This is a genomic window from Rhizobium sp. UGM030330-04 (genome assembly GCF_003208455.1).
GTDB lineage: Bacteria > Pseudomonadota > Alphaproteobacteria > Rhizobiales > Rhizobiaceae > Agrobacterium > Agrobacterium rhizogenes_A.
Genome location: NZ_QKML01000003.1, coordinates 182,560 through 204,357 on the forward strand (window position 1 = coordinate 182,560; position 21,798 = coordinate 204,357).

Annotated in this window: 18 protein-coding genes and 2 riboswitches; of the genes, 14 read left to right on the top strand and 4 right to left on the bottom strand. The window is 59.9% G+C overall.

Features of this window, described 5'->3' with window-relative positions:
* Positions 1-66: 66 nt before the first annotated feature.
* The 6 genes from N434_RS06005 (at position 67) to N434_RS06030 (ending at position 8,601) form a co-directional block, all read left to right on the top strand.
* Positions 67-804 carry a helix-turn-helix transcriptional regulator gene (locus N434_RS06005; protein ID WP_065114342.1) on the top strand — a complete coding sequence of 246 codons (738 nt, stop codon included), beginning with the start codon at positions 67-69 and terminating at the stop codon, positions 802-804.
* Positions 805-910: 106 nt separating this feature from the next.
* On the top strand, positions 911-4,372 hold the full coding sequence (gene pyc, locus N434_RS06010) for a pyruvate carboxylase (protein WP_110756656.1): 3,462 nt from the start codon (positions 911-913) through the stop codon (positions 4,370-4,372).
* 125 nt (positions 4,373-4,497) lie between these two features.
* Positions 4,498-5,298, top strand: coding sequence for a DeoR/GlpR family DNA-binding transcription regulator (locus tag N434_RS06015; RefSeq protein ID WP_110756658.1), 801 nt, complete (start codon positions 4,498-4,500; stop codon positions 5,296-5,298).
* Positions 5,299-5,310: 12 nt separating this feature from the next.
* The gene (locus N434_RS06020) at positions 5,311-6,501 is read left to right on the top strand and encodes an MFS transporter (protein WP_065114339.1); all 1,191 of its coding nucleotides are present in this window, start codon (positions 5,311-5,313) and stop codon (positions 6,499-6,501) included.
* 120 nt (positions 6,502-6,621) lie between these two features.
* Positions 6,622-7,872, top strand: coding sequence for a flavodoxin-dependent (E)-4-hydroxy-3-methylbut-2-enyl-diphosphate synthase (gene ispG, locus N434_RS06025; protein ID WP_065114338.1), 1,251 nt, complete (start codon positions 6,622-6,624; stop codon positions 7,870-7,872).
* 66 nt (positions 7,873-7,938) lie between these two features.
* Positions 7,939-8,601: a YiaD family glycine zipper/OmpA-like lipoprotein gene (locus tag N434_RS06030; protein WP_065114337.1), complete on the top strand. Its 663-nt coding sequence runs from the start codon at positions 7,939-7,941 to the stop codon at positions 8,599-8,601.
* Positions 8,602-8,632: 31 nt separating this feature from the next.
* Here N434_RS06030 and N434_RS06035 read toward each other — a convergent pair whose 3' ends face one another.
* Positions 8,633-9,547: a polyprenyl synthetase family protein gene (locus N434_RS06035; protein WP_110756660.1), complete on the bottom strand. Its 915-nt coding sequence runs from the start codon at positions 9,545-9,547 to the stop codon at positions 8,633-8,635.
* Between the two features lie 139 nt (positions 9,548-9,686).
* On the opposite strand from N434_RS06035, the gene mtgA reads away from it, so the two are divergent.
* Positions 9,687-10,433, top strand: a complete 747-nt coding sequence (mtgA, locus tag N434_RS06040; RefSeq protein WP_081284473.1) for a monofunctional biosynthetic peptidoglycan transglycosylase — start codon at positions 9,687-9,689, stop codon at positions 10,431-10,433.
* Between the two features lie 15 nt (positions 10,434-10,448).
* Here mtgA and N434_RS06045 read toward each other — a convergent pair whose 3' ends face one another.
* Positions 10,449-11,468 (bottom strand): aldose epimerase family protein, encoded by a 1,020-nt coding sequence (locus N434_RS06045; protein ID WP_110756662.1) that lies wholly within the window; start codon positions 11,466-11,468, stop codon positions 10,449-10,451.
* A gap of 177 nt (positions 11,469-11,645) precedes the next feature.
* A complete protein-coding gene (metA, locus tag N434_RS06050) occupies positions 11,646-12,572 on the bottom strand; it encodes a homoserine O-acetyltransferase MetA (protein WP_065114335.1) in 927 nt (308 codons plus the stop codon).
* Between the two features lie 82 nt (positions 12,573-12,654).
* A riboswitch (SAM riboswitch) is annotated at positions 12,655-12,731 on the bottom strand.
* A gap of 89 nt (positions 12,732-12,820) precedes the next feature.
* Here metA and N434_RS06055 point away from each other — a divergent pair.
* From N434_RS06055 to N434_RS06090, 7 genes are all read left to right on the top strand, one after another.
* Positions 12,821-13,474, top strand: a complete 654-nt coding sequence (locus tag N434_RS06055) for a thiamine diphosphokinase (RefSeq protein ID WP_110756663.1) — start codon at positions 12,821-12,823, stop codon at positions 13,472-13,474.
* A 4-nt stretch (positions 13,475-13,478) separates the two neighbouring features.
* Positions 13,479-15,305, top strand: coding sequence for an ABC-F family ATP-binding cassette domain-containing protein (locus N434_RS06060; RefSeq protein ID WP_110756665.1), 1,827 nt, complete (start codon positions 13,479-13,481; stop codon positions 15,303-15,305).
* 92 nt (positions 15,306-15,397) lie between these two features.
* Positions 15,398-15,790 carry a VOC family protein gene (locus N434_RS06065; protein WP_110756667.1) on the top strand — a complete coding sequence of 131 codons (393 nt, stop codon included), beginning with the start codon at positions 15,398-15,400 and terminating at the stop codon, positions 15,788-15,790.
* Between the two features lie 45 nt (positions 15,791-15,835).
* Positions 15,836-15,946, top strand: a riboswitch (TPP riboswitch).
* Positions 15,947-15,983: 37 nt separating this feature from the next.
* A complete protein-coding gene (thiB, locus tag N434_RS06070; protein ID WP_110756668.1) occupies positions 15,984-16,997 on the top strand; it encodes a thiamine ABC transporter substrate binding subunit in 1,014 nt (337 codons plus the stop codon).
* Between the two features lie 19 nt (positions 16,998-17,016).
* The gene (thiP, locus tag N434_RS06075) at positions 17,017-18,657 is read left to right on the top strand and encodes a thiamine/thiamine pyrophosphate ABC transporter permease ThiP (RefSeq protein ID WP_110756670.1); all 1,641 of its coding nucleotides are present in this window, start codon (positions 17,017-17,019) and stop codon (positions 18,655-18,657) included.
* A complete protein-coding gene (locus N434_RS06080) occupies positions 18,654-19,370 on the top strand; it encodes a thiamine ABC transporter ATP-binding protein (protein ID WP_110756672.1) in 717 nt (238 codons plus the stop codon). The genes thiP and N434_RS06080 overlap by 4 nt, the downstream gene beginning before the upstream one ends.
* Before the next feature lie 254 nt (positions 19,371-19,624).
* Complete coding sequence (locus N434_RS06090) at positions 19,625-21,139, top strand: M48 family metalloprotease (RefSeq protein WP_174032900.1); 1,515 nt, start codon at positions 19,625-19,627, stop codon at positions 21,137-21,139.
* A gap of 12 nt (positions 21,140-21,151) precedes the next feature.
* On the opposite strand, the gene N434_RS06095 is transcribed toward N434_RS06090, so the two are convergent.
* A complete protein-coding gene (locus N434_RS06095) occupies positions 21,152-21,748 on the bottom strand; it encodes a TetR/AcrR family transcriptional regulator (RefSeq protein WP_110756676.1) in 597 nt (198 codons plus the stop codon).
* Positions 21,749-21,798: the final 50 nt, after the last annotated feature.

Sequence of the window (21,798 nt, forward strand, 5' to 3'; positions counted from 1 at the left end):
ACGTCATCGCGGGACCATGTCCTCCGTGTCATTCCCTTCAAGCCAAGCTCCGGACCTTGTGTCTTTATGCATGATATTCTTCATTTCATCTCTGCCTGTTACCAAGCGGGAAACGCCGACCACGTGCGCTCCGAATTTGTGGCGCTCATCCGCGAATACGGTTTCGAATATTTCCTCGTCAGCAGGCGGATGACCGGGGAGCTTGCCTCTAACGGCCAGATCCTTGCGCAACATCTGCCGGAAGGCTGGATCGAGGTCTACAGGGCCAAGAAATACAATCTCGTCGATCCCGTCCGTAAGGTGATCGGCATGGTGCACAAGCCGTTTCAGTGGAAAGAAGCGCTTGAGGGCCTGCCGCGTGCAATGCATCGTAAAAGGGCGAGCGTCTTTTTTAACGATGCCGGCCGTTACGGTCTGCAAGGCGGTTATGCCTTTCCGGTGCATGGGCGCGCGGGCTTTATCGGCGCGGTCTTCATTGGCGGTCAGGACCGGCAATTGCCGTCGCTGCAGGTCGAGCTGCTGGATGCGGCGACACGCGCGGTATTCTGGCGGCTGCTCGATCTTTCGGGCCAGGCCCATGGTCTCAACAATGCCCCGGAAGTCTCCGCGCTCGAATTGACGAGGCGCGAAATGGAGGTCCTGACGCTGATGGCGGATGGCATGACCTCTACCGAAATCGGACGCCAGCTATCCATCTCCAACCACACGGTCGACTGGTATATCAACGGAATCCAGCGCCGTTTCAGCGCCAGGAACAGGCAGCATACCGTCGCGCTCGCTTTTCGCCATGGCCTGCTAAGCTAACGGCGACAGGACGGTTCTCTCCCGAATTGCCCTTTCCAAGACCGGGTTTTGCTGCTTAATTCCGCAGTGCAGCAGAAATTTTGTTTTGGCGTGTGGGGAGACCGTCTTGAAAATATCGAAAATACTTGTTGCCAACCGATCCGAAATAGCGATCCGCGTTTTCCGGGCAGCCAACGAGCTTGGGATTAAAACCGTTGCGATTTGGGCGGAAGAAGACAAGCTGTCTTTGCACCGCTTCAAGGCGGATGAATCCTATCAGGTCGGCAGGGGGCCGCATCTCGCCAAGGATATGGGGCCGATCGAAAGTTATCTTTCGATTGAGGAAGTTATCCGTGTGGCCAAGCTCTCCGGAGCGGACGCGATCCATCCCGGTTATGGTCTGCTGTCTGAAAGCCCGGAATTTGTGGAGGCCTGCAACAAGGCCGGCATCACCTTCATCGGACCGACGGCGGATACGATGCGCCAGCTCGGCAACAAGGTCGCTGCCCGTAATCTGGCGATCTCGGTTGATGTACCCGTTGTTCCCGCCACCGATCCGCTGCCGGATGATATTGTGGAAGTGGAGCGCATGGCCGAGGAAATCGGCTATCCCGTCATGCTGAAAGCCTCCTGGGGTGGCGGCGGTCGCGGCATGCGCGCCATCCGTAGACGAGAAGATCTCGCCCGTGAGGTGACGGAGGCAAAGCGCGAGGCGAAGGCGGCTTTCGGCAAGGATGAGGTCTATCTCGAAAAGCTGGTCGAGCGTGCGCGTCACGTCGAAAGCCAGATTCTCGGCGATACGCATGGCAATGTCGTGCATCTGTTCGAGCGTGATTGTTCGATCCAGCGCCGCAACCAAAAGGTGGTCGAGCGTGCGCCCGCGCCCTATCTGAGCGAAGCGCAGCGTCAGGAGCTCGCCTCCTACTCCCTGAAGATCGCCGCCGCGACCAATTATATCGGCGCCGGCACGGTTGAATATCTGATGGATGCCGATAGCGGCAAATTCTACTTCATCGAGGTCAATCCGCGTATTCAGGTGGAGCATACCGTCACCGAAGTCGTGACCGGTATCGATATCGTCAAGGCGCAGATTCATATTCTTGAAGGAGCTGCCATCGGCACGGCGGAATCCGGCGTTCCCAAGCAGGGGGATATCCGCCTCAACGGCCACGCGCTGCAGTGCCGCATCACGACGGAAGACCCGGAACATAATTTCATTCCGGATTATGGCCGTATCACTGCCTATCGTTCCGCTTCGGGCTTCGGCATTCGTCTGGACGGCGGCACCTCCTATACCGGCGCCGTCATCACGCGATATTACGATCCGCTGCTCGTCAAGGTAACGGCCTGGGCGCCGCAACCGGATGAGGCCATCAACCGCATGGACCGCGCGCTGCGCGAATTCCGCATCCGCGGCGTTGCGACCAACCTCACCTTCCTTGAAGCCATCATCGGTCACGACAGCTTCCGCAACAATACCTATACGACCCGCTTCATCGATTCGACGCCGGAACTGTTTGCGCAGGTCAAGCGTCAGGACCGCGCCACCAAGCTTTTGACCTATCTTGCCGACGTGACCGTTAATGGCCACCCGGAAACCAAGGGGCGTGCGAAACCCTCCGACAAGGCGGCAAAGCCCGTCGTACCCTATATCGATGCGCCGACGCCTGACGGCACCAAGCAGTTGCTGGACAAGCTCGGTCCGAAGGGCTTCGCGGACTGGATGCGCAACGAAAAGCGTGTGCTGGTCACCGACACGACCATGCGCGACGGGCACCAGTCGCTGCTGGCCACCCGTGTCCGCACGCATGATATCGCCCGGGTCGCAAATGTTTACGCCAAGGCGCTGCCGCAGCTTCTGTCGCTGGAATGCTGGGGCGGGGCGACATTCGATGTTTCCATGCGCTTCCTGACTGAAGACCCCTGGGAACGTCTGGCCCTCATTCGGGAAGGCGCGCCGAACCTGCTGCTGCAGATGCTTCTGCGCGGTGCGAATGGCGTCGGATACAAGAATTATCCTGATAACGTCGTCAAATATTTCGTCCGCCAGGCCGCAAGGGGCGGGGTCGATCTTTTCCGCGTCTTCGACTGCCTGAATTGGGTGGAGAATATGCGTGTCTCGATGGATGCGATTGCCGAGGAGAACAAGCTCTGCGAGGCGACCATCTGCTACACCGGCGATCTGCTGAATTCGGCGCGTCCGAAATACGATCTCAAATATTATACCAGCCTTGCCGCCGAGCTTGAAAAGGCCGGTGCGCATATCATCGCCGTCAAGGACATGGCGGGTCTGTTGAAACCGGCTGCCGCCAGGGTCCTGTTCAAGGCGCTACGCGAGGCGACCAGCCTGCCGATCCATTTCCACACCCATGACACCTCGGGCATTTCCGCCGCGACCGTTCTTGCCGCCGTGGATGCCGGCGTCGACGCCGTGGATGCTGCAATGGATGCCTTCTCCGGCAATACGTCGCAGCCATGCCTCGGCTCGATCGTGGAGGCGCTGGCGGGGTCGGAACGCGATACGGGTCTCGATACCGAATGGATCCGCCGCATTTCCTTCTACTGGGAGGCCGTACGCAATCAATATGCGGCGTTCGAAAGCGATCTCAAGGGGCCGGCTTCGGAAGTCTACCTGCATGAAATGCCGGGCGGCCAGTTCACCAATCTCAAGGAACAGGCCCGTTCGCTGGGTCTCGAGAGCCGCTGGCACGAGGTGGCGCAGGCCTATGCCGACGCCAACCGCATGTTCGGCGATATCGTCAAGGTGACGCCGTCCTCCAAGGTCGTCGGTGACATGGCGCTGATGATGGTCAGCCAGGACCTGACGGTGGCCGATGTCGAAAACCCTGATCGTGAAGTGTCTTTCCCTGACTCGGTGGTGTCGATGCTGAAGGGCGATCTTGGACAGTCGCCCGGCGGCTGGCCGGCAGCCCTGCAGAAAAAGGCGCTGAAGGGCGAAGCGCCCTACACGGTTCGTCCGGGTTCGCTGCTGGAAGATGCCGATCTCGACGCGGAGCGGAAGGTGATCGAGACCAAGCTGGAGCGCAAGGTCGACGATTTTGAGTTCGCGTCCTATCTGATGTATCCGAAGGTGTTCACCGATTTCGCGCTTACCGCCGAGACCTATGGTCCGGTTTCCGTGCTGCCCACCCATGCCTATTTCTACGGCATGGAGGATGGCGAGGAGCTGTTTGCCGACATCGAGCGCGGCAAGACGCTTGTCATCGTCAATCAGGCCTCATCCGGCACTGACGATAAGGGCATGGTGACGGTGTTCTTCGAGATCAACGGTCAGCCCCGCCGCATCAAGGTGCCGGACCGGGCACATGGCGCTTCCGGCTCCGCCGTGCGCCGCAAGGCCGAACCCGGCAATGCATCCCATATCGGCGCGCCGATGCCGGGCGTGATCAGCCGCGTCTTTGTCAATCAGGGGCAGGAGGTCAAGGCCGGCGATGTGCTGCTGTCCATCGAAGCGATGAAGATGGAAACCGCGCTCCACGCCGAACGTGATGGCAAGATCGCTGAGGTTCTGGTGCGCCCCGGCGACCAGATCGACGCGAAGGACCTGTTGATCTCCTACGCCGAATAAGCCCTGTCGCATCGTCGATAAGGTTGCAGACGCCCGCCTTTCGGCGGGCGTTTTTTATTGCGCTTCGGCAGAAACTCGAATATGCATGTTCGTGCACGTTTGTTCCTGTTTATGCATGAGTTTCGATGAGCGATCATTTTGTCAGTGAGCGGCAGGCGCTCATCCTCGCGCAGTTGCGGCAAAGCGGCCGGGTGCTTGCGCAGGATCTGGCCCAGAGTTTCGGTGTTTCCGAAGACACTGTGCGCCGTGACCTGCGCGAGATGGCGGCGCGTGGGGAATGTCTGCGGGTTTATGGCGGAGCACTGCTCTCCGACAGCACGACGGTGCCGCTGAAGATGCGTATTGCCGAGGATGCCGACCGGAAGGCGATGCTGGCGCGTGCCGTCGTTCCGCTGCTTGAGCCGGGCATGGTCGTTTTTATCGATGCCGGCTCCACCAATCTCGCCGTTGCACGAGCGATCCCGGCCGGTCTCAACCTCACAGTCGTGACGAATACGCCCGCCATTGCCGCCGAACTGACAGGGCGAGCCGATATCGATCTGGTGCTGATCGGCGGCAAGGTCGATCCGGCTGTTGGTGCTGCGATCGACGCCATGGCACTGCGGCAGCTTGAGTTGATGCGGCCCGACCTCTGTATTCTCGGCGTTTGCGGTGTCGCGACTGAAATGGGCCTCTCGGCCGATGTTTTCGAGGATGCGGTGTTCAAGCGGCTTGCCTGCAGCGCCAGCCAGCGGATTGTCGCGGCAATCACCACCGAAAAGCTCGGTCACAAGGCAGCCTTTCACGTCCATGATTTTTCCCCGCCGCTTTCCCTCGTGCTGGAGCAGAATGCCGACCGCGCATTGGTCGAGGCGCTGTCGGTGAAGGGTGTAGACGTTTATTGCGGCGATGAAGACGCCGCCCGATTTTCCCACGGTCAAGTCTGAAGGATATTGCCGATGAATGGCCCCACGTCATTTTCGCCGACGGCTGCACGCTCGTCCTATCTGACCCGGCACAGGCTGGGCGTTTCCCTGCTGTTTTTGATGAACGGTTTCATGATGGGATCCTGGGCGCCCAAGATCCCGGAATTCGCGGCGCGCCTGTCCCTCAGTGAAAGCGCTCTCGGCCTTATCATTCTGGTTTTCGGCATCGGCTCACTGGTCTTCATGCCCATTGCCGGTTCCCAGATTGCCCGTTTCGGCTCGCGCACGGTAAGCCTCGTGACTGCGGCGATCTTTTTGCCGACACTGCTCTTCATCTCCTGGGCAGGCACGATCTGGGCGGGGGTGATTGCGGTCTTCCTGTTTGGCGGTCTGACGGGGGCGATGGACGTCGCCATGAATGCCAATGCGGTGGCGGTGGAGCGCGACATGCGCCGGGCGATCATGTCGTCGTGCCATGCGTTCTGGAGCCTTGGTGGCCTGATCGGCGCCGGTCTCGGTGGTTACCTCATCACGGCCATTGGCGTGCAGGGCCATGCTGTAGCGCTGACGGTCATTGCGCTGGTGCTGCTGGTCATTGCCTGGCCGCGGGTTCTCGCGGATCGTCCACATCCGGAAGCGGAGCGCCCGAAAGGCGGCCTGCCGCTGACACCGTTGCCATGGATCATCGGCCTGATGGCGCTGTTCTCGATGATTCCGGAAGGCGCGATCCTCGATTGGGGCGCACTTTATCTGCGCAATGAGCTGGGAGCCTCGGTGTCCCAATCCGGTTTTGCCTTCGCGGCCTTCTCCATGACCATGGCGGCCATGCGTTTTGCCGGCGATCTGGTGCGTGACCGGTTCGGAGCGGTCAATACCCTGCGATTCTGCTCGGTCATGTCAATCACGGGTCTGTTGATCGCTGGTCTTGCGGGCAATTCCACCTTCGCCATCATCGGCTTCGCCATTGCGGGCATCGGTATTTCCAACATGGTGCCCATCGCCTTCTCGGCGGCCGGCAACATGCCGGGACTGGCGCCGGGAATCGGGCTCTCCGTCGTCACCACCATGGGTTATTCCGGTATTCTGGTGGCACCCTCCGCAATCGGCTTCATTGCAGAACATACGGGTCTTGCCAGTGTTTTCATCGCGCTGCCGTTGCTGCATGTGGTGGTTTTGCTGCTTTCGCGGCTCGCCCGCCACGCGGATGGCGCCGGCAAGGAATAGGCGTCTCGAATTTTGCCATGATTGCGGTAAAGTAGAAGCTCTCATGCGTTGGGTGTTGACAAGCAGGCCCCCTTGTTTCACCTCAATTGCCAGACCTTGCCGCAAGCTCCAGAGAACGCCATGACGTCACATGCCGATTATGACCCGAAGCCCCGCCGCGCATCCGTCGCCGTAGACGTGGGCGGTGTCATCGTCGGTGGCGGCGCGCCCGTCGTCGTGCAGTCGATGACCAATACCGATACGGCTGATATCGATGCCACCGTCAGCCAAGTGGCGGCGCTGTTCCGGGCCGGTTCGGAAATCGTTCGCATCACCGTCGACCGTGACGAGAGTGCGGCTGCCGTTCCGAAAATCCGCGAGCGGTTGCTGCGTCTTGGGCTTGATGTGCCGCTTGTCGGCGATTTCCATTATATCGGCCACAAGCTTCTGGCCGATCATCCGGCCTGCGCCGAAGCACTGGCGAAATACCGCATCAATCCCGGCAACGTTGGCTTCAAGGATAAAAAGGACAAGCAGTTCGGCGAAATCGTCGAAATGGCGATCCGCTACGACAAGCCGGTCCGAATCGGCGTGAACTGGGGGTCGCTGGATCAGGAATTGCTGACCACGCTGATGGACAGGAACAAGGAAGAGGGTTTTCCGCTCTCCGCCCGCCAGGTCACGCGCGAGGCCATCGTGCAGTCGGCACTGATTTCCGCCGAGCTTGCCGAAGAGATCGGCCTGCCGCGCAATCGTATCATCCTGTCCGCCAAGGTCAGTCAGGTGCAGGATCTGATCGCCGTTTATTCGATGTTGTCGGAGCGGTCCGATCACGCCCTGCATCTGGGTCTTACCGAAGCGGGCATGGGTTCCAAGGGCATCGTCGCCTCGTCTGCCGCCATGGGTTATGTGCTGCAGCACGGTATCGGCGATACGATCCGTGTTTCGCTGACGCCGGAGCCGAATGGCGACCGCACCCGCGAGGTGCAGGTGGCGCAGGAATTGCTGCAGGTCATGGGTTTCAGGCAATTCATTCCGGTCGTTGCGGCATGTCCCGGCTGCGGGCGCACCACGTCCACCGTCTTTCAGGAACTGGCGCAGAACATCCAGAACGATATTCGCAAGAACATGCCGGTCTGGCGCGAGAAATATCCCGGCGTCGAGGCGCTGAATGTTGCTGTCATGGGCTGCATCGTCAACGGTCCCGGCGAAAGCAAACATGCCGATATCGGTATTTCCCTGCCCGGAACCGGCGAAAGCCCCGCCGCTCCCGTCTTCATAGATGGGGAAAAGGCGCTCACCCTGCGTGGTCCCAACATTGCCGGTGATTTCGAAGCGCTTGTGGCCGATTACATCGAAAAGCGTTTCGGCCGGAAAGACGCGGCGGAGTAAAGAGTACCGTGAAAAGGCCGGAATTCCACTGTCGTACCTCCTGAACCTCTCGGAGCATCAAAACATATGATCAAAAAAATCGCGATCGTCGCCCTTTGCGGGACCTATCTTTCCGCCTGCACCACCACCGATCCCTATACGGGTGAGCAGAAGATGTCGAATACGGCGGGCGGTGCCGGTATCGGCGCCGTGGTTGGCGCGCTCGGCGGCCTGGCTGTCGGCGGTTCGCCGACCGGTCGCCGCAATGCTGCGCTTATCGGTGCGGGCATCGGTGCGCTCGCCGGTGGCGCCATTGGCAATTACATGGATGGTCAGGAAGCCGAGCTTCGCGCCCAGCTTCAGGGTACGGGCGTTTCGGTTTCCCGCCGCGGCGACAGCATCGTTCTCAACATGCCGTCGAACATTACCTTCGCGACGGATCAGGATCAGGTCATTCCGCCGTTCTATCAGACGCTCGATTCCGTCGGCATCGTGCTGAACAAGTTCAACCGCACGCTGATCGATATCAACGGTCACACCGATTCCACCGGTAGCCCCGGTTACAATCAGGGCCTTTCGGAACGTCGCGCCGCTTCGGTTGCCAATTATCTCGGTGCGCGCGGTGTCGACCAGCGCCGTATTTCGACGCTCGGCTTTGGTGCCTCGCAGCCGATCGCATCGAATGCAACGCCTGACGGTCGCGCCCAGAACCGCCGCGTCGAAGTGCTGATTTCGCCCCTCAAGGGCTGATCGGATGTAGGGGCTGAGCGGGTATGCCGACTCAGCTTTTGCGTTCGGCGATAAATCTTGCGGCCGCGATGAGAATCGCGGCCTTTTCACCATAAGGGGCCAGGAGTTCTGCGGCTTCGGCCACCTGTTCCTGCAGTTTGCGGCGCGCCCATTCCTCGCCGCGCAGTGCCACAAGTGTTCCCTTGCCGCGTGCGGCGTCCTTGCCGGTCGCCTTGCCCATGGTGGCGGCATCGGCGGTCAGATCCAGAAGATCGTCGGCGAGCTGGAACGCGAGGCCGATCTTTTCGCCGAAGAGACGCAGTCTCTGCCGTTCGGCACTGTCGCTGCCGGCAATGATCGCGCCGGCCTCGCAGGCGAAACGCAGCAATGCGCCGGTTTTCATGGCCTGCAATGTAATGACGCCAGCCTCGTCCGGCGCCTTCTTTTCAGCGGCAAGATCGAGCGCCTGTCCGCCAGCCATGCCGCCAATGCCGGCTGCGCGGGCGAGCGAAAGCACGAGTGCGGCCTTGCGCTCGGCCGCGAGCGGATTTTCATCCGAGGCGATGATATCGAAAGCGAGTGTCAGCAGGCTGTCGCCGGCGAGAATGGCGGTCGCCTCATCGAATTTGCGATGCACTGTCGGCTGGCCACGGCGCAGGTCGTCGTCGTCCATGGCCGGCAGATCGTCATGAACAAGCGAATAACAATGGAGGCATTCCAGTGCTGCGCCGACATAATAAGCGGCTTCGGCGTCTCCGCCCGCAAGTTCGGCGCTTTCGATGACGAGGAAGGGCCGCAGGCGTTTGCCGCCGTTCAGCACCCCATGGCGCATGGCGTCGAGCAGGTTCTGCGGGCGCGTGATCTCGTCTCCGCGCGCTTCACCCGAGAGCAGGCGGCCGAGCAGGGCCTCGGTTTTTGCCGCGTTCTCGCGCAGCCGCGTTTCAAAATTCGTCATCTGAGCGTCCATGCCGCGCTCTTTGGCACGCCGCGCCGGGCCAGGCAAACCTTTTCGTGATTCGAGAGCCGCAACAGAGTGACCGGACTCGCCTTGAAGACGGCAATGGACTATGAAAGGCTTAAATTGGCGTGGGGCGCGGGGACGGATATTGAGCAGTACGCCTGAAAGCGACGCAGATTACGCCGTGCTGGCGGAAGACCGGAGCAGTCCGAAGGTGGATTTTCGCACGTTGGCAAAGCGCATCATCATGACCTTGCTGGCATTGCTGATCCTGCCCTATCTGCTCATTCCCGTCTATGCGCTGCCGTTTATCCGCCCTGTTTCGACGCTGATGCTGGCGGATCTGGTGACCCTGCAGGGTTACGACCGACGCTGGGTGCCGCTTGAGGATATTTCCCCGCGTCTGGTCCAATCCGTGATGATGTCCGAGGATGGACAATTCTGTTTCCATGGCGGGGTGGACTGGAATCAGATGCAGTCGGTGGTCAGCAATGCACTCGACGGGGCCGCGACCCGTGGCGCCAGCACCATTCCGATGCAGACGGCAAAGAACCTGTTTTTATGGAACGGTCGCTCTTTCCTGCGCAAGGGGCTGGAACTGCCGTTGGCGATTGCCGCCGATTTCGTCTGGTCCAAAAAGCGGATGATGGAGATTTATCTCAATGTTGCCGAATGGGGCCCGGGTATTTACGGCATCGAGGCCGCCGCGCAGCACCATTTTAAGATTCCGGCGGCAAAGCTCAGTTCCCGCCAGGCGGCACTGCTGGCCGTCTCCCTGCCCAATCCCATCGACCGTGTCGCCAGCAAGCCGGGGCGCGGCCTGCAAAGGCTCGCGGGCCTTATCGAGCGGCGTGCCCGGGCATCGGGTGGCTATGTCGGCTGTGTGCTGGACTGATCCCCGCCCGCCAACTCAGCCTTTCGTGAAGATATAATCGGTTTCCTGCCGCAGGGTTTCGCCCGGCCGCAGGATCGCGTGCGGAAAATCCGCGTGATTGACGGCGTCGGGCCATATCTGCGTTTCCAGGCAGAAACCGGCGAAGGGGCCATAGTGGCGGCCGTCGAGGCCGGGAACGGGAACATTCAGCTTGAAGGCCGAATAAAACTGCACGCCGGGTTCGGTGGTGTGAACCTCAAGGGCGATATCTGAGGCCGGCGAATAGGCGCGGGCGACCTTGCGTTTGGCGCGGCGCTCGGGCGACAGGCAGAAATTGTGATCGTAAAGCACCTGTTCGCCATTCTCCTTGCGCCGCATCGGCGTCGGCTGGCGCAGGTCGAAGACGGTGCCGTCGACAGAGCGGATTTCGCCGGTCGGTATCTGCTGTTCGTTGGTCGGCAGATAATAATCGGCGGCAATGCTGATCTCGTGTCCAAGCGCCGTCTCCGCGCCATCGAGATTGAAGTAGGAGTGCTGGCAGACATTGGCGATGGTCGGCTTGTCGCTCACCGTTTCATAAACCACTGAAAGCACGCCGCCGTCGCGGATCGTGTAGGTGGCCGTCACCGTGCAATTGCCGGGATAACCGGCGCGGCCATCGGGATCGATGATCTGCAGTACCGCGTGGCTTTCGCCATGTTCCATCAGCATCCAGTTGCGCTTGCCCATGCCGTCGCTGCCGCCATGCAGATGGGTTACGCCCTTTTCGTTCAGCTCCAGCTGATATTCGTGCCCGTCGATGGAGAACCTGCCATTGCCGATGCGGTTGGCGTTGCGGCCCGGTGTGGCGCCAAAATAGGAGGAATATTTGTAGTCCTCGAATTTATCGAAACCGAGCACCAGCGGTGGCTGATGGCCATCAAGGCGCAGGTCCTGAATGACGGCGCCCCAGGTGATGACTTTCGCCGTCAAACCACCTTTCGAGATGGTGACGCGTTCGACCTTTTCGCCGGTTGCCGTGAAACCGAAATTCTCCCGTGCCGCACCGTCGCTCATCTCGTCACTCTCCCTGGATTTATGAATTGCCGGGCGGACGTTGCGTCATTTTCCGGCAATTCGCAATCCCGCAATTCAAGGCATGTCCACCAAAAGTGTCCCGGGGTTTTGGGACAAGGACATGCTTAAACCAGGGACGAAAACGCGTTGCATGCGTTTGGCAGGACGCGGCGCACTTTACGCCGCCAGTTTACCGATGGCTTCGAGATCATAGGGTGTCGTCTGATATATTTCGTTGATCCAGTTGCCGAAAAACAGATGGGCATGGCTGCGCCAGCGGTTGAGCGGGGCAAGTTCCGGGTCGTTATGCGGGAAATAATCATGCGGCAGCTTGATGGGCACGCCGGCATTCGCATCGCGGAAATATTCATCCGAAAGCGACGTCGAATCATATTCGACATGGTTGAACATATAAAGCCGGTTGCCCGCTTTCTCATGCACCAGACATACGCCCATTTCCTCCGACTCCATCAGGATTTCGAGTTCAGGGTGTTTTTCTATGTCGGCGCGGCGCACCTCCGTCCAGCGGGAGACCGGAACCTGAAAATCGTCAGAAAAACCGTTCAGGTAGATGGACGAGGGGCAGAGATTGCGGTGACGATAGACGCCGAATGCCTTTTCCTTCAATTCATATTTTGGAACGCCGTGGAAATGATAGATGGCGGCCATCGCACCCCAGCAGACATTCAGCGTCGAATGGACGTTGGTCTGTGTCCACTCGAAAATTTTCTGCATCTCGTTCCAGTAGGTCACATCTTCATAGTCCAGCAGCTCGATGGGTGCGCCGGTAATGATGAAACCGTCGAACTTGCGGTGGCGCACCTCCTCCCACGTCTCATAAAAGGAAAGGAGATGTTCTTCCGGTGTGTTCTTGGCGCGGTGGCCGCCGATCCTCACCAGCGAAAGCTCCACCTGCAGCGGCGAGGCCCCGACAAGCCGCGCCATCTGGATTTCCGTCTTGATCTTGTTCGGCATGAGGTTGAGAAGCCCGATCTGGAGCGGGCGGATATCCTGCCGGATGGCCGCCGTTTCGGTCATGACCCGCACGCCCTCATGAACGAGGGTTTCAAAGGCGGGAAGCGTATCGGGAATCTTGATCGGCATGTCGAACTCTCTTTTCGGATGACGTAAAGAACGTTGCGAAAACAAAAAAACCGGCAGCGAAATCGCGACCGGTCCCAGGAAATTGCCTTTTTCCTCGACCCTTTAGCGACTTCTTTAAAGTGGCTGCAAGCCGGTCGGCAAATCACCACTGAGGCGTTTCATAATCCTGAAGCCGGCGAAAATCAATATAGGCTGATTTCATCGGGTTTCGGCTTTCCCTTTTTGTGCCAGTTGCGATAAGGCAGGGCATGGATAAAGAGCGCTTCACCATTCTGCTTGGCGGCGATGTCACGGTTACGGATCGTCTTGAGGAGGCGGTCGCGGAAAGCCGCGTGATTGCGGCCGATAGCGGCATGCGCCATGCCGGCCCACTCGGGCTTAAGCCGGAGCTGTGGGTCGGGGATTTCGATTCCGCCAGCAAAGTGCTGCTCGATGCCTGGCCTGATGTGGAACGCCAGCCTTACCCCGCCGCAAAGGCGGTGACGGATGGTGAGATTGCTGTCTCGGAGGCTCTTTCCCGCGGCGCGCATTCGCTGCTGCTGGTGGGCGCGCTCGGGGGCGCGAGAAGCGACCACGCGCTGCAGCATCTGCTTTACGCGGTGGCGCTTGCCGAACGGGGGCTCGACGTTACGCTGACCTCCGGTGAGGAGGAGGCCCGGCCGCTGCTTCCCGGCTCGCTTGATGTCGATCTGCCGGCCGGCTCGTTGTTCTCGGTGGCCGGATTTACCGCCCTTGGGGGGCTGGATATCGGCAATGTGCGTTATCCGCTTGACGATTTCGCGCTTGCTTTCGGTTCCTCCCGCACTATTTCCAATGTCGCGAATGGCGGCCCTGTGCATTTCTCGCTGAAAAGCGGAAAAGCCATCGTGCTCGCCCGCCCTTATGATCTGACCGGAGCCTGACGCCTTGGCACCCCCTATTTTGAAACTCGACGATATCAAGCTGACCTTCGGCGTGACCCCGCTTCTGGATGGCGCCAATCTTCAGGTGGAGCCGGGTGACCGCATCTGTCTTGTCGGGCGCAACGGTTCGGGCAAGTCCACGCTGATGAAGATCGCCGCCGGGCTGGTCGAGGCGCAGTCGGGCGAGGTTTTCCGGCATCCGGCCGCCACCATCCGCTATCTGGAACAGGCACCGGATTTTGTCGGCTACGACACCGTTCAGGCCTATGCCGAGGCGGGCCTCGGGCCCGGTGACGATGCCTACCGCGTGACTTATCTTCTCGAGCATCTCGGGCTGACCGGGCAGGAAAACCCCGCGAGCCTTTCCGGCGGTGAGGCGCGGCGCGCGGCGCTTGCCCGCGTCATGGCGCCGGAACCTGATATCCTGATGCTGGACGAGCCGACCAACCATCTGGACCTGCCCACCATCGAATGGCTGGAAAGCGAATTGCAGCAGTCGCGCAGTGCGCTGGTGCTGATTTCGCACGACCGGCGTTTTCTCGAAAAAGTCTCGACTTCGACCGTATGGCTCGATCGCGGCCAGTCCCGCCGTCTCAATCGTGGCTTTGCCCATTTTGAGGAATGGCGCGACAAGGTGCTGGAAGAGGAAGAACTGGAGCAGCACAAGCTCGGCAAGGCCATCGAACGCGAAGAACACTGGATGCGGTACGGCGTGACCGCGCGGCGCAAGCGCAACATGCGCCGTGTCGGCGAGCTTCAGGCCATGCGCGCCGAATATCGCGGCCACAAGGGGCCGCAGGGTACGGTGCAGGCGACCGTCACCGAAGGCCGCGAGTCCGGCAAGCTGGTCATCGAGGCAGAGGCCATCACCAAGGCTTATGGCGAGCGCGTGATCGTCTCGCCGTTTTCGCTGAGGGTGCATCGCGGCGATTGCATCGGTCTCGTTGGACCGAATGGCGCGGGCAAAACCACGCTTTTGAAGATGCTTACCGGCCAGCTTGAGCCTGATAGCGGTGTGGTGAAGCTTGGCACCAACCTGGAGATCGCGACGCTCGACCAGAAGCGCGAGGAGCTCAATCCCAACGATACGCTCGCGCATTACCTGACGGATGGCCGGGGTGACAATCTGCTGGTGAATGGGGAAGTGAAGCACGTAACGGGCTACATGAAGGACTTCCTGTTCCAGCCGGAACAGGCCCGCACGCCGATCCGTAATCTTTCGGGTGGCGAACGCGCCCGGCTTATTCTGGCGCGCATCCTGGCGCGGCCGACCAATCTTCTGATCCTCGACGAGCCGACCAACGATCTCGATATTGAAACGCTCGATCTGCTTCAGGAGATCGTTGCGGGTTTTTCCGGCACGGTCATTCTGGTCAGCCACGACCGTGATTTTCTCGACCGCACCGTCACCTCCACCATTGCGCCGGCCAATCCGGACCAGCCGGATGGGCGCTGGATCGAATATGCCGGCGGCTATTCGGACATGATGGCGCAGCGCAAGGGTGCTGCGGAAGAAAAACGCAAGGCGGAAAAGCAGGAGAAGACAAAGACGGCGTCTTCAGCCGCGCCGTCGCAGGAGCCGGCAAAGGCGAAGGGCAAGCTTTCCTTCAAGCAGAAATTCGCGCTCGAAAATCTGCCGAAGGAGATGGAAAAGGCTCAGGGCGAAATCGCAAAACGCGAACAGCGCATGGCCGATCCGGCGCTTTTTACCAAGGACCCGGCCACCTTCAACATGCTGGCGCAGGAGATGTCGAAACTGCGCGAAAAGCTGGAGGCCATGGAAGAGGAATGGCTGGAACTGGAGATGCTGCGCGAGGAACTGGAAGGCTGAAGACGATGGTCTTTTGCTGATTGAAACCGCATCCACCTTTGACAGGGAGGCGGAATTGCCGTTTCCTGTGCCGGTTCGGAGGAGTTCACACCATGCGCATGATCTTCGTCAACCTGCCCGTCAAGAACATCGAGACATCGAAAAACTTCTTCACGGCGCTCGGTTTCAGCTTCAACCCGGAATATTCGGATGACCGCACGCTCTGCATGATCGTGGAGGAGAACATCTTCGTGATGCTTCTTCAGGAGGAGCGTTTTCGCGATTTCATCAATGGCGATATCGCTGATGCCAAGCGCAGCACCGAAGTTCTGACCTGTCTTTCCGCCGGAAGCCGCGACGAAATAGACCGGATGATTGCAACGGCGCTTGCCTCTGGAGGCAGTGGCTGGAAACCCGTTCAGGACCACGGCTTCATGTATGCCGGAAGTTTTCAGGATCCCGACGGCCATGTGTGGGAACTGGTGCACATGACGGGACAGGGCTGACCTTAGCCACCTTGCCAATCGCAAACGGCGGGACTAAACCATCATCTTGATCTAACGGGGTGTCTTCTGTTCTCGCGGGCAGAAGGCTGAGAGGCTTGCCAACCCGAAGAACCTGATCCGGTTCATACCGGCGGAGGGATTAGACGGCTTTAAGGCAAGCGGCTATTTCCCTATCGTTTTTGAGGAGATACCCGTGCGCCGTCGTCTTTTCCTGAATTCCCTCGTTGCCGCCTCGCTGTTTCTGCCCGGTTTCGCCGCTGCGCAGGACAGGCAGGAACTGACCGTCTACACCTATGAAAGCTTCGTTTCCGAATGGGGTCCCGGCCCCAAGGTGAAGGAAGCCTTCGAGAAGGTGTGCGGTTGCACGGTCAATTTCGTGGGTGTTGCGGATGGCGTGGCGCTGCTGAACCGCCTGAAGCTGGAAGGCGCGGGGTCCAAGGCCGATGTCGTCGTCGGTCTCGATACCAATCTCGTGGCGGAGGCGAAGCAGACGGGGCTTTTTGACGCCAGCGGCATTGATGCATCGGCGGCCAGGGTGCCGGGCGGTTACAGGGACGATGTGTTCGTGCCCTATGATTACGGGCATTTCGCCGTCGTCTATGATACGCAGGCCGTGAAGAACCCGCCGACGAGCCTGAAAGAGCTGGTGGAAGGCGATCCCTCGCAGAAGATTGCCATTCAGGACCCGCGCACCTCCACGCCCGGGCTCGGCCTGCTTTTGTGGGTAAAATCGGTTTATGGCGACAAGGCGCCGGAGGCATGGGTAAAGCTCAGGAAGCGTATTCTCACCGTGACGCCTGGCTGGTCGGAATCCTACGGTCTCTTCACCAAGGGTGAGGTACCGATGGTGCTTTCCTACACCACCTCGCCCGCCTATCACATGGTCGCCGAAAAGTCGGACCGTTATCAGGCCGCCGCCTTTTCCGAAGGACATTACATCCAGATCGAGGTGTCCGGCCTTCTCAAAAACGCACCAAACAAGGAGCTGGCAAAGCAGTTCCTCGCTTTCACGCTCACATCGGGCTTTCAGGATGCGATTCCGCAGAACAATTGGATGATGCCGGTTGCGGCAACCTCGGCACCTTTGCCGGAGGCGTTTTCCAAACTCGTGGTGCCGCAGAAGACTTTCCTGATGGACCCGGAAGAGGTGGCCAAGAACCGCAAGGCCTGGATTGAAGAGTGGCTGGCGGCCATGAGCATGAACTGACGAAGAGGCACGCCCGCGCATGATGCTGCGTCGTGATTACCGGCGGTCGATCATTTTCGGGACGGCGGCTTTTGCCGCCGTTTTCCTGTTCATGGCGCTCGCCGTTTTTGCGCTGCTGTCTTTTGACACGGGTGCATCCGCTGCCGGTATCATCGATACCTACACGCTGCGCATCCTGCGCTTCACGCTTTATCAGGCGATGCTTTCCACCCTTTTGTCCATTGTTCTCGGCCTGCCCGTAGCTCTGGCGCTTGCCCGGCGGAGAGAGTTTCCGGGAAGAATCTGGATCATCCGGCTGCTGGCGGTGCCGATGGGCCTGCCGGTGATTGTTGGCGCCTTCGGCATCATCACCATCTGGGGCAGGCAGGGTATCGTGAATACCGCCCTCGTTTTTGCCGGCGTGGACGAGCCCTTCAGCATTTATGGCCTCTCCGGCATTCTTATCGCCCATGTGTTTTTTAATTTGCCGCTTTGCGTGCGGCTGATGCTGGCGGGGCTGGAGCGCATTCCCGGCGAATACTGGCGCATGGCGGCAAGCCTTGGCATGGGGCCGGTCTCGGTGTTCCGTTTCATCGAATGGCCGGCGATCTCGCGGCTTGTTCCGGGTATTGCCGGGCTCGTGTTCATGCTGTGCGCGACCAGCTTCACGCTCGTGCTTCTCCTGGGCGGCGGGCCGGCGGCGACGACGCTGGAGGTGGCGATCTATCAGGCGCTGCGGTTCGATTTCGATCCACAGCGGGCGATTGTGCTTTCCGTCCTGCAGATTGTCCTCACCGCAGTCCTGCTCGGTCTCCTGGCATTTCTGCCATCGCCGGAAGCGGAGATTTCCTCGCTTGGTCGTCTCATCCGTCGTTTCGATGGCAAGAGCGTCAATGCGCGTCTCTGGGACGGGGTGGCGATCGGTTTTGCAATTCTGCTGGTCGGTTTGCCGCTCGTCGCCATAGCCGTCTCGGGTTTGACGGCCGATCTGCCGCGTCTCGTCACTGCGCCGATCTTCCTGCGTGCGGCGGTGACCAGTCTTGCAATCGCCGTGCTGTCGGCAATACTCGTTGTGTTCTGCTGCATGGCGATCATCAGTGCGCGTCAGGCTGTGGATTCAAAACGGCGGGCGGCATGGCCCCTGCGCGTTCTGTCCGCTACGCTTGGGGCCGGGTCTTCGCTCGTGCTCCTGGTGCCGCCCGTCGTGCTTGGAAGCGGGTGGTTCCTGCTGTTGCGACCTTTTGGGGATGTCAGCGCCTATGCTCCCATTCTCGTTGCACTCATCAATATGCTGATGGCCTTGCCACTTGCCATGCGTGTCCTCGAGCCAGCTTTTACCAGTCATTTTCTGCGCACCGGCCGCCTCTCCGCCAGTCTCGGGCTTCAGGGCCTGACGCGGTTGCGGTTTGCCGATCTGCCGGTTCTGTGGCGACCCATGGCAATGGCGTTTTTCTTTGCCATGGCGCTGTCGCTTGGCGATCTCGGGGCGGTTGCGCTGTTCGGATCGGAAAATTTCGTCACCTTGCCTTGGCTGGTTTACAGCAATATGGGCAGTTACCGCACCAATGATGCCGCCGGCTATGCCTTCCTTCTCGGTATCGTCTGCCTGCTGCTTGCCGCAGGTGGTGTTTCACGGCAAGCGCAATCAGCAGGGGCGCAATCAGCAAGGGCAAGCATATGACAGGCGATGATTTCGCGGTTCGGTTGGACAAGGTCAGGCTGCAGCTTGGAACGCAGGATTTCGACCTCGATTGCACTTTCCCGCAGGGTCGGGTGACCGCTGTTGTCGGTGCGTCCGGTTCCGGCAAATCCACACTTCTCAATCTGATTGCCGGTTTCGAGGCACCGGATTCCGGCCGGGTGGTGATTGGCGGGCGGGACATGACGGTGCTCGATCCTTCCGAAAGACCTGTTTCATCGATCTTTCAGGACAATAATCTTTTCGCCCATCTCGATATTTTCACCAATGTCGCCCTCGGTGTCAGCCCCGCACTGAAGCTGCAGGCGGAAGACCGGCAGGGGATTGAAATGGCGCTTGCCCGCGTTGGCCTTGCGGGTTTTGACAAGCGTCTGCCGGGCACGCTTTCCGGCGGCGAAAGGCAAAGGGCGGCACTGGCGCGCGCGCTGGTGAGGAAAAAACCGGTCATGCTGCTCGACGAGCCCTTCGCCGCGCTCGATCCGGGATTGCGGTCGGGCATGACCTCCCTGCTTCTCGACTTGCACAACGAAACAAAAAATACGGTGATTATTGTCACCCACCATCCGGAAGACATGAAGAAGCTGGCGCAACGGGTGGTTTTTCTTGATCGCGGCCGCATTATCTATGCTGGCCAGACCGCAGATTTCTTCACCACACAAAATGTGAAGGCCGTCGACAGTTTCCTGAACGGCTGATCGCCTTATTTTCGACGCGCGCCGCTGGCAATCGCTTTAGATGACTTCAATGGCGCTAATTAGCACTTGCCAGTTTCAAGTTGCTGCCCGAGAAAAGATGGGAATTATTGCGTTCTTCAGGAATATTCCGGACTTGATGGATCGTTTTTACCGTTTCGGCATTCATCTCCCGTTGGGGCGAATCTGTTATTCTGGTCTGCAATTAACGGATGATCAGGAACGTTAAGGGGCAGGCATAGAGAATGAAAAATAGCATGACTGCACAGTGGAGGCTCTTCTCCCGTTCAGGCCTTCGCCGTTCGGGCAGGATGGCTGCTGCCTGTTCCGTGCTGACGGCATCCGCCGTGTTCCTGTCGTCGTGCCAGTCTCTGTTCAGCCCGGCTTATCAGTCCACATTGCGTCCCTCGGACAATCCGCAGACCGTGGAACAGGTGCAGAAGAACGATCCCCGCGCCCAGATGGGCGCGCGCGAGCACCCGCGTATCGTGGCGAGCTATGGCGGTGAATATCACGACGCCAAGACGGAACGGCTCGTTGCCCGTATTGCCGGCGCGCTCACGGCCGTTTCGGAAAACCCGCAGCAGTCCTATCGTATCACCATCTTGAATTCGCCGGCTATCAATGCTTTTGCGCTGCCGGGCGGATATCTTTACGTCACGCGCGGGCTTCTGGCACTTGCCAACGACGCCTCCGAGGTGGCCGCCGTGCTTTCGCATGAGATGGGCCATGTGACTGCCAACCACGGCATCGAGCGCCAGCGCCGCGAAGAGGCGGAGGTGATTGCGAGCCGCGTGGTTGCCGAGGTTCTGTCGAGCGATCTGGCCGGCAAGCAGGCTCTGGCGCGCGGCAAGCTTCGCCTTGCGGCCTTCTCGCGTCAGCAGGAATTGCAGGCGGATGTCATCGGCGTGCGCATGCTGGGCGAAGCCGGTTACGATCCCTACGCTTCGCCGCGCTTTCTGGATTCCATGGCGGCCTATGCGCGGTTTTCTTCGGCCGATCCCGAAAACGACCAGAGCCTCGACTTCCTTTCCAGCCACCCCAACACGCCGCAGCGCATCGAGCTGGCGCGCCGTCATGCCCGCGCCTTCGGCCAGGAAGGCCAGGTCGGCGATCGTGGCCGTGACTGGTTTCTGGATGGCATAGACGGCCTGCTTTATGGCGACAGCCCGCAGGAAGGCTACGTCCGCGGGCAGACGTTTCTGCACGGAACGCTGGGCATCCGTTTCGACGTGCCGGAAGGTTTCGTCATCGACAACAAGGTGGAGGCCGTTCTCGCGACGGGACCCGGCGACATGGCGATCCGTTTCGATGGTGTCGCCGATCCGAAACAGACCAGCCTTGCCAATTACCTGACCAGCGGCTGGGTTGCCGGTCTCTTGCCGGAAACCGTCAGGGAAACGCAGATCAACGGTCTTGATGCCGCAACGGCCCGGGCAAGCGCGGACAAATGGGATTTTGACGTGACCGTCATCCGTGTCGGGCAGCAGATATTCCGCTTCCTGACGGCTGTGCCGAAGGGCAATGCCCAGCTCGATTCCATCGCCAATGTGCTGCGCACGAGTTTCCGCAAGATGACCCCGCAGGAAATCGCGTCGCTGAAGCCGTTGCGCGTGCGGGTGGTGACGGTGAAGCCCGGCGAAACCGTGGCGACGATCGCCGCACGGATGATGGGGACCGAGCGCAAGCTCGACATGTTCCGCATGATCAATGCGATGAGCGCCACCGCCACGCTTCAGCCGGGGCAGCGGGTGAAGATCATCTCGGAATGAGTTGACGGTCTCTCATCCGCCAGTTGCCCGAGACAGGTAGGCGTGAACGAGTGCTATCATTTCCCGCCTGATTTTGGGTGACTGCAATGCTCCGCGGCGGGCGGCATTATGGATGATGCCGTCAATGGCATCGGATACGATCAGCGCCGCGGTTCCGCTCTCTACCTTTGAGCCGGCTGTGGTATGCGCCGCGATCGCCGCCGCATAGAGACCGAGATATTCCTGTTCGAAAGCGCTGTTGGGATCGTTTGTCCCCTCGTGGCCGGGCGCATCATCTAGAAGCACCTTGTGAAGGCCGGGATGGATGCTGTGAACCGCGATCATGCCGGTCACGAGTTCTTCCACGAATTTTGCGAGCGATTGCCGCTTTTGCGAAACGCCCTTCATGACGGAGAGACAATCCTCAAGGTGACGGTGGCGTACCGCTTCCACGATCGAAATCTTGTCCGGGAAATATTGATACAGCGAGCCGATGCTGACGCCGGCCGTTTCGGCAACCCTGTTTGTGGTGAAGCCTGCCCAGCCGTGGTCGCTCAAAATGCGAGCTGCCGCATGGATGACGGCATCGACCGTGGCCCTGGAACGCTCCTGGCGCGGCTCCTTGCGCATCTCGCTCTTCCGCTTTGCAATGCGAGTAGACAAGGCATCCTCCATGGCGA

Bases quoted from the DNA above. Each gene is read 5' to 3' on its own strand.
- N434_RS06080 (WP_110756672.1), top strand. From the start codon at position 18,654: ATGACAGGCGATGATTTCGCGGTTCGGTTGGACAAGGTCAGGCTGCAG.
- N434_RS06045 (WP_110756662.1), bottom strand. From the start codon at position 11,468: ATGAGCGACGGTGCGGCACGGGAGAATTTCGGTTTCACGGCAACCGGC.
- N434_RS06005 (WP_065114342.1), top strand. From the start codon at position 67: ATGCATGATATTCTTCATTTCATCTCTGCCTGTTACCAAGCGGGAAAC.
- N434_RS06015 (WP_110756658.1), top strand. From the start codon at position 4,498: ATGAGCGATCATTTTGTCAGTGAGCGGCAGGCGCTCATCCTCGCGCAG.
- N434_RS06065 (WP_110756667.1), top strand. From the start codon at position 15,398: ATGCGCATGATCTTCGTCAACCTGCCCGTCAAGAACATCGAGACATCG.
- N434_RS06020 (WP_065114339.1), top strand. From the start codon at position 5,311: ATGAATGGCCCCACGTCATTTTCGCCGACGGCTGCACGCTCGTCCTAT.
- N434_RS06055 (WP_110756663.1), top strand. From the start codon at position 12,821: ATGGATAAAGAGCGCTTCACCATTCTGCTTGGCGGCGATGTCACGGTT.
- metA (WP_065114335.1), bottom strand. From the start codon at position 12,572: ATGCCGATCAAGATTCCCGATACGCTTCCCGCCTTTGAAACCCTCGTT.
- N434_RS06030 (WP_065114337.1), top strand. From the start codon at position 7,939: ATGATCAAAAAAATCGCGATCGTCGCCCTTTGCGGGACCTATCTTTCC.
- N434_RS06035 (WP_110756660.1), bottom strand. From the start codon at position 9,547: ATGGACGCTCAGATGACGAATTTTGAAACGCGGCTGCGCGAGAACGCG.
- N434_RS06090 (WP_174032900.1), top strand. From the start codon at position 19,625: ATGACTGCACAGTGGAGGCTCTTCTCCCGTTCAGGCCTTCGCCGTTCG.
- ispG (WP_065114338.1), top strand. From the start codon at position 6,622: ATGACGTCACATGCCGATTATGACCCGAAGCCCCGCCGCGCATCCGTC.
- N434_RS06095 (WP_110756676.1), bottom strand. From the start codon at position 21,748: ATGCGCAAGGAGCCGCGCCAGGAGCGTTCCAGGGCCACGGTCGATGCC.
- thiP (WP_110756670.1), top strand. From the start codon at position 17,017: ATGATGCTGCGTCGTGATTACCGGCGGTCGATCATTTTCGGGACGGCG.